Annotated in this window: 11 protein-coding genes; 2 read left to right on the forward strand and 9 right to left on the reverse strand. The window is 57.5% G+C overall.

The window, feature by feature from the left end; translation table 11 throughout:
* The first annotated feature begins 23 nt into the window (after positions 1 to 23).
* A complete protein-coding gene (locus ACR0NZ_RS04730; protein ID WP_480517229.1) occupies positions 24 to 419 on the forward strand; it encodes a nuclear transport factor 2 family protein in 396 nt (131 codons plus the stop codon).
* Position 420: 1 nt separating this feature from the next.
* On the opposite strand, the gene ACR0NZ_RS04735 is transcribed toward ACR0NZ_RS04730, so the two are convergent.
* The 5 genes from ACR0NZ_RS04735 to trkA form a co-directional block, all read right to left on the reverse strand.
* A complete protein-coding gene (locus ACR0NZ_RS04735; RefSeq protein WP_480493062.1) occupies positions 421 to 729 on the reverse strand; it encodes a putative quinol monooxygenase in 309 nt (102 codons plus the stop codon).
* A gap of 20 nt (positions 730 to 749) precedes the next feature.
* Positions 750 to 2021 (reverse strand): GTPase HflX, encoded by a 1272-nt coding sequence (gene hflX / locus ACR0NZ_RS04740; protein ID WP_480473058.1) that lies wholly within the window; start codon positions 2019 to 2021, stop codon positions 750 to 752.
* The gene (gene hfq / locus ACR0NZ_RS04745; RefSeq protein ID WP_005982826.1) at positions 2021 to 2260 is read right to left on the reverse strand and encodes an RNA chaperone Hfq; all 240 of its coding nucleotides are present in this window, start codon (positions 2258 to 2260) and stop codon (positions 2021 to 2023) included. The genes hflX and hfq overlap by 1 nt, the downstream gene beginning before the upstream one ends.
* Positions 2261 to 2392: 132 nt before the next feature.
* Positions 2393 to 3931, reverse strand: coding sequence for a TrkH family potassium uptake protein (locus tag ACR0NZ_RS04750; protein ID WP_480517231.1), 1539 nt, complete (start codon positions 3929 to 3931; stop codon positions 2393 to 2395).
* Positions 3931 to 5307: a Trk system potassium transporter TrkA gene (gene trkA, locus ACR0NZ_RS04755; RefSeq protein WP_480517233.1), complete on the reverse strand. Its 1377-nt coding sequence runs from the start codon at positions 5305 to 5307 to the stop codon at positions 3931 to 3933. Before trkA ends, ACR0NZ_RS04750 begins: the two co-directional genes overlap by 1 nt.
* A 96-nt stretch (positions 5308 to 5403) precedes the next feature.
* On the opposite strand from trkA, the gene ACR0NZ_RS04760 reads away from it, so the two are divergent.
* A complete protein-coding gene (locus ACR0NZ_RS04760) occupies positions 5404 to 5883 on the forward strand; it encodes a hypothetical protein (RefSeq protein ID WP_480473064.1) in 480 nt (159 codons plus the stop codon).
* 26 nt (positions 5884 to 5909) lie between these two features.
* Here the strand turns inward: ACR0NZ_RS04760 and ACR0NZ_RS04765 are convergent, their stop codons facing one another.
* Genes ACR0NZ_RS04765 through ACR0NZ_RS04780 form a run of 4 tightly spaced genes read right to left on the reverse strand, consistent with a single transcriptional unit; the run spans position 5910 to position 11441 of the window.
* A complete protein-coding gene (locus ACR0NZ_RS04765; RefSeq protein ID WP_480517235.1) occupies positions 5910 to 7091 on the reverse strand; it encodes an MFS transporter in 1182 nt (393 codons plus the stop codon).
* Positions 7092 to 7134: 43 nt separating this feature from the next.
* A complete protein-coding gene (locus ACR0NZ_RS04770) occupies positions 7135 to 7728 on the reverse strand; it encodes a helix-turn-helix transcriptional regulator (RefSeq protein WP_480473068.1) in 594 nt (197 codons plus the stop codon).
* A gap of 42 nt (positions 7729 to 7770) precedes the next feature.
* Positions 7771 to 9180: a nitrogen assimilation response regulator NtrX gene (gene ntrX / locus ACR0NZ_RS04775; protein ID WP_480473070.1), complete on the reverse strand. Its 1410-nt coding sequence runs from the start codon at positions 9178 to 9180 to the stop codon at positions 7771 to 7773.
* A complete protein-coding gene (locus ACR0NZ_RS04780) occupies positions 9177 to 11441 on the reverse strand; it encodes a sensor histidine kinase NtrY-like (RefSeq protein ID WP_480517237.1) in 2265 nt (754 codons plus the stop codon). The genes ntrX and ACR0NZ_RS04780 overlap by 4 nt, the downstream gene beginning before the upstream one ends.
* Positions 11442 to 11485 lie beyond the last annotated feature (44 nt).

An 11485-nucleotide genomic window follows, 5' to 3' on the forward strand; every position in this document is an offset into this window, starting at 1 on the left:
CTGTTTCGGACCAGGGGGAAACTATGGCCAGCATTCGGGATACTCTGAACAACTTTGCCCGAGATTACGCGATCGCCTGGAGTTCAGGTGACGCCGATGCCGTTGCCAGTTTTTTCACGCAGGACGGTCGGATCACAACCAACCGGGGTGAGCCTGTCGAAGGGCGTGCCGCGATTGCCGAAATGGCCCGAGAAGTCTATGCCGATTTTCCGGATCTGGAAGTGCGGTGCGACATGATGCGATGGGCTGGCTCTCACGCCCTGTTTGTCTGGACACGTGAAGGGCATCATGCCCAGACCGGCAACTATGTTATCGCGCGCGGATGGGATGAATGGGAACTTGCACCTGACCATCTTGTACAATCGTCAGTCGGCTGGTTCGACACCGATGATATACAGCGGCAACTTTACGGCACATGACTTAGGTTGTCTTTTTGCCCGCGGTTTCTATCGCATAATTCCGCGGTATTCCCTGCGTAATCAGAAACCACTCGGATGCCTTCGTCCGCCGCTGATGCGCATCAAATGCCCGCTGATTCACAAAAACCTCTGATACAGTGAACCGTCCGGGTGTGATCTGATCCTCGACAACATCGAACGACAGGCAACCCTCTTCCGCCTTTGTGAGGGCGATATGCGTGGGCAGAGCGGCGCGCACATCTTCAAGGCGATCCGCTGGGACATCAATAAATCCGGTCAGAAATACTCTTTGATCCAATGTGTCAGACAAGTTCCGCCACTTCGCCGTTTCTATAGTGTTTCGAATTGAGCAGCCTGTTTATCCGTCCAAAGGACAGTAATACGGAACCCTTTTTCGGTCTGCTCTTCGGATTGTACAACATCCTGCCGGAACAACCACGCCCGCTTGTTACCTTCAGCGAAGCTCAGGTTCAGAACATCCTCGTGCCGGGCCCCTTGCAGGATTGCTGCAATCTCGGAAAGCAAAGGGGTCACGCCTTCGCCGGTAACTGCCGAGATGGCAAATATGGCCGGATCGCGATCCGCCCTTGCCAATGCAGCGTCTTTTTCTTCGGCACTCAGTAAGTCAGTCTTGTTCCAAACCTCAAGCCGGGGGCGTTCTTCGTCGACACCAAGCGAGGTCAGGATTGCTTCGACATCCTGCGCCTGCGCTTCGGTTTCCTCATGGCTGATATCACGCACGTGAACAATCAGATCAGCGCCCAACACTTCTTCAAGCGTGGCCCGAAAAGACGCCACAAGCTCAGTCGGCAGGTTCGAGATAAAACCCACCGTATCCGACAGGATCACTTCCGGGCCATCGGGCAGTTGCACGCGGCGCATAGTTGGATCCAGCGTGGCAAACAGCATGTCCTTGGCCAACACTTCGGCCCCGGTCAGCCGATTGAACAGAGTAGATTTCCCGGCATTGGTATATCCAACCAATGCAACGATCGGATATGGCACCTTGGCCCGCGCAGCACGGTGCAACGTGCGGGTCTTGACTACTTTCTGCAATTGGCGACGCAGACGCACCAGTTGTTCGTCAATGGCGCGACGGTCGGCTTCGATCTGGGTCTCGCCAGGTCCGCCGACAAATCCCAAGCCGCCACGCTGACGTTCAAGGTGGGTCCAGGCCCGCACCAGCCGCGTCCGCTGATAGCTGAGCGCAGCCATTTCGACCTGCAACACCCCTTCGCGGGTACGCGCACGGTCGCTGAAAATCTCAAGGATTAGCCCGGTCCGGTCGAGGATCTTGACCTTCCATGCCTTTTCCAGATTGCGCTGCTGAACCGGGGTCACCGGCCCATCGATCAGAACCAGTTCAACCTCGTTTTCACGAAGCCGCTCGCCCAGTTCCTCGATCTTGCCACTGCCAAACAAATAGCCGGGCTGGGCGCGTTGCAGGCGAACGATTTCAGACCCGATCACGTCCAGATCGGGCAAAGCGGCGGCCAGCGCAACCGCCTCGGCCAGCGCCGGTTCGGGAACGCGGCGCTGTTCATCTGATTTGATTTCGGGATGCAGCACCCAGGCCCGGGTGCGCGTCCGGTCATGTTCCATCAAGAGGCGTCTTCGCCCTCATACAGGTTGATCGGCTGTGATGGCATGATGGTTGAAATCGCGTGCTTGTACACCAGCTGCGACTGTCCGTCGCGGCGCAACAATACACAGAAATTGTCGAACCAGGTGATCACACCCTGCAATTTCACGCCATTGATCAGGAAAATTGTAACCGGAACCTTAGCTTTCCGTACATTGTTCAGGAAGGCATCCTGAAGATTCTGTCTGTCCGAAGCCATATTTATATAATCTCGCCATTGTTCTTGCCACGCGTTGCGGACCAACACGCTCCCTCCGGTTCAGTATGGAGCGCCGCGTAAAGATATTCCAGACGAAAAATTAAGCAGAAAAAACGGCCGGACCCAACCGCTTCAATCCCGCCACAGCGAAGGAGTGATCAGGGCGATGATCGCAAGTGTCTCGAGCCGGCCAATGACCATCGCCGCGCACAGCGTCAGCTTGGCCCCTGCGGACAGGTCTATCAACCGGATCGGAACATCAGTGGCCAGTTCAATCAGCGGACCCGTCGTGCTGAGCGTTGCGACGCTGAGCACCATGGCCTGTTCGAACCCGGCGCCCATTGCGGCCAGCAAAAGGTTGAACACTGCCAATGTCAGCGCAAAGAGCATTAGAAAAATCCAGGCGATAAACGCGCCGTCCCTTTGAACGCGTCGGTTACCGCCTCCAACCCCGCTGACTGACGAGGGATAGATCAACCGGTCGATCTCGCGCGCACCATTCAGGTACAGGGCAAAAACGCGCAGCAGTTTGACACCGCCAGCCGTAGTGGCGACCCCGCCACCGATCAGCGCCAGCCCCATCAGCAACAATCCGGGCGTTCCCAGACCAGACAATTGCTGCGCATCATCCCAGTTTGCGCTTTCAAACCCGGCGGTTGTCAGAAAGGCCAGAACAGTGAACAGCATACCCCAGATGACCTGCAATGCCTGCAAAGGTTCGATTTGCCCGCCGATTTCCGTAACGCCTGCAATAACGCGAAAGAACAGTAACGCAGCAACGGCCAGCACAATCATCAGGCCAATGCGAAACTCCGGGTCCGTATCCAGGCGGGAATAGCCGGATGTTGCCGTGTCGGTCGAAAATGTCAGGCGCGAAAGGGCGAAGAACAGGAACAGAAACAGGATCGCCTCGCCCGTGAATCCCGCTTGCGCGCCTTCCATACCACCCACCGGAGAAATTCCCGACGTCGCCATGACCGACATTGCGTGGCAAACGGCCGTCAGACCATTTTCGCCAGCGATCAGAAGAAGGATCCAGATCACTGCCGTCAGCCCGGCATAGACCGGGGTCAGTCCCTTTGCCACACGGAGCAGCCGGCCACGTGGATCAACGCGTTCGCTTTGCGCAACACCCGATACCGGGCGACCCGGCTGACCGCGTGCCGTGACCTCGAACCCACCTAGCGACAAAGGCGCAAGGATTGCCGCGGCGGCAATCCACATCAGCAAACCGCCCATCCATCCAACCAAGGCACGCCACAGGTGCAGCGGGGCCGTCAGGCGGTCTGGATCCGGAAACAGATCCGCCCCTGTGGTCGTAAGGGCACTAACCATGTCAAAGTAAGCGTTCAGGAATGTGGTCGTTCCCAGCGCGTCGTGAAATGGAATTGCAAGAAAGACGGGAAGAATGGTGAAACATGCGAGCATCACCGCCAATTGTCCCAAAGTCCCACGCCGTGGCACGCGATTGGACGAGGCCAATGCGATACTGGCGACCAGAAACAACCCTATGATACCGGAATACAGAAACGATCGGGATGTGTCGTGATCATCCAGCGCCAGCGCGTAAACTGCCGGAACCCACATTGCCAGTGACGCAATAGCCCAGATCAGAAGAAACAGCGGCAACCGCCGCAATAGCCCGATCTGTTGTATCCCCGCATGCGCCATCAGAAGAAATCGATTGAAACCTGCATCAGGCGTTCGACCTCAGGCACGTCCTTGGCCATGGCAAAGATCGCGACGACATCCTTTTCATCGATCCTGAGGCTGCCCGTCGGTCGCATCACCTCATCTCCCTTACGCACAGCCCCCACCAGTACGCCTTCGGGAAAATCGATATCGCGCAGCTTTTGCCCCGCCATGGGAGAGGTTGACAGAACCTCGGCCTCGATCACTTCGGCCTCAGCATCTCCGATCGAGTAGACCTGTCGCACCCGGCCATGACGGATGTGGCGCAGGATAGAACTGACGGTGGTTGCCCGCGGATTGATATACGCGTCGATCCCCAAAGGTCCCATCAACGCCACCATGCTGGGATCATTGATCAAAGCAATCGCCAACGTGCAACCCTCGGCCTTGGCCCGCACAGCGGCCAGCATGTTCGTGCGGTCATCATCCGTAACCGCCAGCATTGCATCCGCCCTGTCGATACCGGCCTCGCTCAACAAACTGGCATCAAGACCATCACCGTGCAGCACAATCGTTCGTTCCAGCGCCTCGGCGGCGATCTCAGCGCACCGGCGATCCCGCTCGACGATTTTGGCGCGCACGCGGCTTTTTTGTTCTTCCAGAGTTCGCGCCACTTCAAGCCCGACATTGCCGCCGCCCACGATCACCACGCGATCCTGACGCTTTTGGGTCTTGCCAAACACCTCCATGGTGCGATCCACGTCTTTTACATTGGTAAAGACGTAGCATTCGTCGCCGACAAACAGCTGATCCTCGGATTCTGGTGCAAACAGCGTTCCATCGCGACGCACCCCCACTACGATCGAACTGAGCGTCGAGAACAAATCGGTCAGTTGCCGCAAGGGTGTGTTCACGATCGGGCAGTCCTCATCCACGCGAATTCCCAAAAGCTGCGCCTTGCCGTCCATGAAAACCTCGGTGTCAAAGGCGGACGGGGCCGACAGGCGGCGCATCGCGGCTGCGGCCACTTCGCGTTCGGGGCTGATCACCACATCAATCGGCAGATGATCGCGCCGGTAAAGGTCCGAGTGGATCGCTTCAAGATAGGATTTCGACCGCAGTCGCGCGATCTTTCGCTGGATCGAAAAGACCGAATGCGCCATTTGGCAAGTGACCATGTTCACCTCGTCCGAATGGGTCGCAGCGATGATCATGTCCGCATCGCGCGCGCCTGCCCTTTCAAGCACATCGGGGTAACTTGCAAACCCGGCGATCCCCTGCACATCCAGTGTTTCGGTCGCCCGCCGTACCAGATCGGGATTGTTGTCGACAACGGTGACATCGTTCAATTCGCCCGAAAGGTGCCGCGCAATCTGCCAGCCGACCTGACCCGCGCCGCAAATAATGACCTTCATGTTTCTGGCCCTTCTGCCTGAAAGGATTGAATGACAGATGCCCCCAAAGCGGTCAATTGAATTGTCATCACTGATCAGCTGCGGCAAGATAAGCATATGAAAACGCTGTTTCCTATGCTCGTGCCCCTGATGGTGCTGTCCTCGTGTGGGCCACTCTCGCTTTACTATCGTGAGGGTGAAACCGTGTCACGTCTGCAAAAAGAGACCACCCAGTGCCAGCTTAGGGCGGTAAAAGAGGTGCCGGTTGCCAATCAGATCCGTCAAAGCCCGCCGACTTATTGGCCTGGGCGTACGTATTGTGATGGCATGGGTCGTTGCTATCAATCCCCAGGCTGGTGGCAACCCGGCAGGGTTTATACCGTCGATGTCAACCAGGGACTGCGAAACACGGTCGAGGCGCAATGCATGGCCGAGAAGGGATTTCGTCCGGTCAGCTTACCGCCCTGCAAGCAAAACGTGAAATCACGGGTGCCACTGGCGCGAACAACGACATTGCCGCCCCTCAACAGTGCCTCATGCTTTGTGAAATTCGATGACGGGTCGTTTCAGATCATCACACCGGGGCAATCCGGATAAGAAAAACCACTGTTCCGCATGTTTGATCAATCCAGCTCGGTCGAAGCGCGTTTGCGCCGCGCGGCTAGCCACAGATGCAGCGCCATGGCAACAGCATAGAACCCGACCACGGCAATCAACATGCCTGCTTCACTGGTCCGCCACAGAATTGCAAGCAAAACAGGTGTGCCCAAAAGGTTACCCGCATTCCCCATCTGCGCCATCGCACCATAGCTAAGCGCCTGGTTTTCGGGTGTCGAGTTCAACTGCGGTACCGCTGCAAAGCTGCCGCCCTGAACAAGCCCCAGCACCGCAAAAAGCGCAACGCAGACAACGGGCAACGGGGCACCAAGAAACAGGGCGCCTATCGTCAGGATAGACAGCCCGAAACCAAGGGTAACAACGAATACGCCAGAACAAACGTTCAGCAACACTGGGACGGTAAGCCAGGAAATCACGATCCCGGCCAACGGCATCAAACCTGCGATCATCGCACTGACATCTTCCGGCAATCTTCCCGGAAGAATGGCCAGCAGCGAGACAAAGGTCAGCGTGTAAAAGAACCATCCGAGCGCCGGAGCCGACACAAATGCAGAGCGATAGGTCTGTACGTGTATGTCAATCAGTGTTCGAACGCTCCAAAAAGGATTGTTCACCAAAGCCGATGCACTGTTGGGACGGAAAGATACGATCAGGACGGCGATCAGAAACATCAGAACGCCATGGGTAGCAAAATAAACCGGCAGCCCGACCTGAGCGATCAATGGAAGCCCAAGCCATGCGTTCAGGGCAAAGGCGACACCAAAGAAACTGCTCCACAAAACCATTGCCGCGTTGCGCCATTTTCCAATCGTGATTTGCGCAATCAGAGTCGGCGCGGCGACAACGATGGCCAGATGAGAGACCCCTTCGACAACGCGACTGACCAGCATCAGGCCTAAACCGGGGATACTGGCCTGAAACAGGGACACCGCCCCGCCAAGGATCAAGCCAAACATCAGCAACCGGACAGGCCCCACCCGCCCCGCTATCGCGCCGGACAATGCACCAAGAATCGCGCCAATCAGGCTGATGACTGACAAAAGCCAGCCAATCTTATCCGCGTGCGCAGGATAGAGGGCCGCGACCTGAACAAAAGGAACCGCTATCTTGGCGAATTGGGTCGCCGCACCTAGCCCGGCAAGCCAAAGCAACAAAACCTGTAACAAGATGCGTAATGGATGGGGCATAGCCCGGTTCTACTGCACCCGACCGCACAGGAATACGCATAAATTATGCGCGTCCCGACCGTGCCCCACTGACCAGCCTAACCGGCGTTCCATCCGACAGGTACAACCGTTCCCAGGTGATCTGTCCGGCGCTGATCCGGATACGGTCGTGCCGCGCTTCGGAAGTTACAAACGACTTGGGGTTGGGCGCTTGCAAATCCCACCACCCCTCGTCCTGTAGCTCGGCCTCAGCCTGCCGGATCTCTTCCGTTGCAAATTGCCAGAGGGACACGCCAAGCAGTGCCCGTTGGGTGGTTTTCCAGTCCCGCGCCCGCCGGCGGGAATAGGCCAGGCACATATGGCTGGCCTCCTCAACCAGATGGATGCAGTCGGCCGAGTTCACGACAAGCCGTCTTAACGCGTTGTCATCCGCCCTGAAAGGAGCCAGCGCAGCAAACACCGAGTGTTGCAGATCAGTTGTCGGAATCTGAATCCCGTTTTCCCATCTGGAAACCGTGGTCTGATCGACCTCCAGAACCTCTGCCAGCGCGGATTGTTTCAATCCGATCGACCGTCGAAGTCGCTTTAACCGCCTGCCAAAAGCCGGGTAGCCTTCGACGAACCGGCCAGACCGATCAGAGTTCACCGTTCTCGCCATCCCTTCCACACATCCATCTGCCCGTGAACTATGACCCCAGACTCATTCTGCTGGTTCGGGCTCGTCGATTTGCGCGACCCGCGCACCGGATTTGTTTGAGGTCACAACACCCAGCGACTTTAGCTTGCGATGCAGCGCACTGCGTTCCATCCCGACAAAGCTGGCGGTGCGGCTGATATTGCCGCCAAAGCGGTTGATCTGGGTCAGCAGATACTCACGCTCGAACGCTTCGCGGGCCTCGCGCAGCGGCAAAGTGGCCAGCGCCCCCGACAAGACAACGCGGCCCGACTCTTCGGCCTTGTCTTCTTCGCTTGGCAGCTCGCGCGCCTCAATTGGGCCGGTGCCGTCACCCAGAATCAAAACACGTTCGATCAAGTTTTTCAGCTGGCGCACGTTACCCGGCCACGTCATTGTCTGAAGCAAAGCGACCGCCTCGTCCGACAGCTCCCGCATAGGCAACCCTTGGGTTTCGTTGCACATTTCGATGAAATGCTGGGCCAGAACCGGAATATCCTCGCGCCGGTCCTCGAGTGATGGAACGGTGATCGGAACCACATTCAGACGGTGATACAGCTCTTCCCGGAACCGCTCGGCCGCGATTTCATCATCAAGATCTTTGTTGGTCGATGAGATCACCCGAAGATCCACGCGCACTTTGTCCGAGCCACCCACGCGCTGGAATTGCTGATCCACCAGCACACGCAGGATTTTGGACTGTGTACCCAAAGGCATGTCGGACACTTCATCAAAATAGACCACGCCGCCGTGGGCTTCTTCCAGCAATCCGGATTCCACACCACGTTCGGCCGATTCCCGGCCAAACAGAACTTCTTCCACACGCTCAGGCTCAATCCCGGCACAGTTGACGGTCACGAAGGGAGCGTTTGCGCGGTTGGAGTGGGCATGGATATAGCGCGCGGCAATTTCCTTTCCAGAACCCGCAGGCCCGCGCAGCATGACGCGACCGTTTGACTTGGTAACCTTGTCCAACTGCCCCTGCATCGCCCGGAACGACGCGGATTTGCCGATCATGTCGGAGTTGTTGACCTCTTTCCGCTTCAGCGACGCGTTCTCGCGCCGTAGACGAGACGTCTCCATCGCGCGGCGGATCACCACCATCAACTGGTCAATGTTAAAGGGCTTCTCGATAAAGTCGTAAGCACCCTGTTTGATAGCAGCAACAGCGATTTCGATGTTGCCGTGGCCCGAAATAATCACCACCGGCACATCCGGGTTATCGCGTTTTACCGACTTGAGGATATCAATCCCGTCCATACGGCTGTCCTTCAGCCAGATATCCAGGATCAACAGCCCCGGCGGTTCGGAATTGATCGACGCCATGCACTCGTCCGAATTGGCTGCCAGCCGGGTTGAATAGCCTTCGTCCTCCAGAATGTCGGACACCAGCTCGCGAATATCGCGCTCGTCATCTACGATCAGAATGTCGCTCATCTTTGGCCTGCTTTCAGTTTGTTGGTTCTAATTGCCTGCTTCTGCGGCGCAACGGTTGGGGACATACCTGCCCCAGGCAAACGGATCACAGCCATTGCGCCAAAATGGTCCTGCCCGTCAAATACGGGCGCGTCCTCAAGGGTCAGCGCGCCGCCATGCTCTTCTATAATTTTCTTGACGATCGGAAGGCCCAGCCCGGTCCCTTCGTCGCGTGTCGTAACATAAGGTTCAAACAAACGCGCCCGGTCCTCCGGCAGACCGATTCCATTGTCTGCAATGGTAATGACCGTACCCGCACTGTCGCTTGATACCGCCACCTTGATCTGTGGCACCAGGTTGCTTGGGGCGCCCTTTTCTTGCAAGGTAACAATAGCTTCCCCAGCGTTCTTAATCAGGTTAGTCAATGCCTGGTTGAGCATGGTCGCATCTACATCCGCCATGATCGGCTGCTGCGGCAAATCGGCGTCAATCTGTACGTCCGGCTGTCCCGCCTGCTGCAAAAGAACGGCTTCGCGCACCAGTTCAACTAGGTCTTCCTCCCGTCGAACGGGTTCGGGCATCCGTGCGAACTTGGAAAACTCATCCACGATACGCCGCAGGTCGTTGGTCTGCCGCACGATGACGCCGGTCATCGACTCAAGGCTGCCGCTGTCTTCCTCATCCAGTTTGCGGGCGAACTTGCGCTTGATGCGCTCTGCGCTGAGCTGGATCGGCGTCAATGGGTTCTTGATTTCATGTGCAATGCGGCGGGCCACGTCCCCCCACGCCGCCATTCGCTGTGCGCTGACCAGATCGGTTACATCGTCAAAGGCAACCACATAGCCTTCCAGCCCGCCATCCTCTCCGCGACGGATGGCCATGCGAACCAGCAGGTTTTCCAGCCGCCCCTTGCGTGTGACCTTAACCTCACCCTGAACAGCCTCCTGCCCGCTGTCCTTGAGGCTTTCAAACAAGGGCAGAAACTCTGGGACTGCAATGCCGATAGCCAGGTGTTCTTCGCCTCGTGACCAGTCCAGCAATCGCTCGGCAGAACGGTTGACGAAGGTAACGCATCCATCCGGGTCCACGCCGACAACACCGGATGTGACCGAACTGAGCACGGAATCAAACAGGCGACGCCTTCTTTCGATTTGCTGGGTGTTTTCCAGCAGCGTGTCCCGCTGTCCTTTTAGTTGTCGGGTCATCTGGTTGAAATATCGGCCCAACATCGCGATCTCGTCGTCGCTGGCCTCTTCGATGACCTGAACGCTCAAGTCTCCGGCACCGACCCGCTGTGCTGCCGTGGTCAATCGTCCGACCGGGCGCGACAGCCGTTCGGCAAACCACATCCCCAGTGACATCGCAGCCAGGATCAGGATCAGCGCAAAGCCGAGATAGAGCAGGCCGAATTCGAACAACACCCTGCCCCGTTCACTTTCCAGCTGCTGATAGAACTGCGCCGTTTCCTTGGTGTCATCCAGCAGCGTCAACAACTGCCCGTCCACTTCGCGGCTGACATACAGGTAACGGTCCAGATAGGCGGTAAGCGGGACCAGCGCGCGGAATTCACTGTTTGGCCAGTCAGCAATGATCAGCAGCCCCTTTTCTGCCGCTTCCGTCATTTGCTCGGCTGTTGGCGCCTCATAGTTGAACAGATAGGACCGATCCCCGCGCGACCGGATTTCGCCCGTGCCGTCGATGACATAGGCCTCGCGCAACCCGCGCTGAATCCGGGCCTGCCCCTGCGCCAGAACCTCGCGGAGTTCGGCATCAGAAATGTAAAACTCCACCGAACGTGCGTTGTTCAGGAACCGCGCCAGAACGGTTGCGTCCTGCGTCAGACCACTGCGATGTTCCTGCTCATAAGCCTCTGCCGCCGTCAGGGAGGACCCGACAACCTGCCGTACGCGATCCGAAAACCAGCCTTCCAGACCGATATTCACGGTAAGGCCGGCAAAAATGGCGACCGTAACGGTCGGAACCAGCGCGAGCAGCGTAAACGCCCCGATCAGGCGCAAATGCAGGCGCGAGCCCGCCGACTTGGCCCGCCTGGCCGCAATCAGGCTACCCAACTGACTGAGCACCAAAGCCGCAACGACCAGAACATAGACTAGATCGGCTAGCAGAATCAGCCGCAATGTCGGCGCGGTCGCACCAAGATCAAAGGGACCAATGACAAGATATGTGGCAAGCGCCAGAACTGGCCCCAAGAGGACCAGCCCAAAGGTGCCGAAATTGCGCAGTTTCCGTGATTTACGCCATCGACCAATCGATAGGATCATCCCGCTCTGTGCTCGGGTTGCCACCGTCTGCCCTCATCCTGATG

The organism is Ruegeria sp. AE3 (genome assembly GCF_056542225.1).

Coding starts and splice junctions, on each gene's coding strand:
- hfq (WP_005982826.1), bottom strand. CDS start 2,260: ATGGCTTCGGACAGACAGAATCTTCAGGATGCCTTCCTGAACAATGTA.
- trkA (WP_480517233.1), bottom strand. CDS start 5,307: ATGAAGGTCATTATTTGCGGCGCGGGTCAGGTCGGCTGGCAGATTGCG.
- ACR0NZ_RS04765 (WP_480517235.1), bottom strand. CDS start 7,091: ATGCCCCATCCATTACGCATCTTGTTACAGGTTTTGTTGCTTTGGCTT.
- ACR0NZ_RS04760 (WP_480473064.1), top strand. CDS start 5,404: ATGAAAACGCTGTTTCCTATGCTCGTGCCCCTGATGGTGCTGTCCTCG.
- ACR0NZ_RS04770 (WP_480473068.1), bottom strand. CDS start 7,728: ATGGCGAGAACGGTGAACTCTGATCGGTCTGGCCGGTTCGTCGAAGGC.
- ACR0NZ_RS04750 (WP_480517231.1), bottom strand. CDS start 3,931: ATGGCGCATGCGGGGATACAACAGATCGGGCTATTGCGGCGGTTGCCG.
- ACR0NZ_RS04780 (WP_480517237.1), bottom strand. CDS start 11,441: ATGATCCTATCGATTGGTCGATGGCGTAAATCACGGAAACTGCGCAAT.
- ACR0NZ_RS04730 (WP_480517229.1), top strand. CDS start 24: ATGGCCAGCATTCGGGATACTCTGAACAACTTTGCCCGAGATTACGCG.
- ntrX (WP_480473070.1), bottom strand. CDS start 9,180: ATGAGCGACATTCTGATCGTAGATGACGAGCGCGATATTCGCGAGCTG.
- hflX (WP_480473058.1), bottom strand. CDS start 2,021: ATGGAACATGACCGGACGCGCACCCGGGCCTGGGTGCTGCATCCCGAA.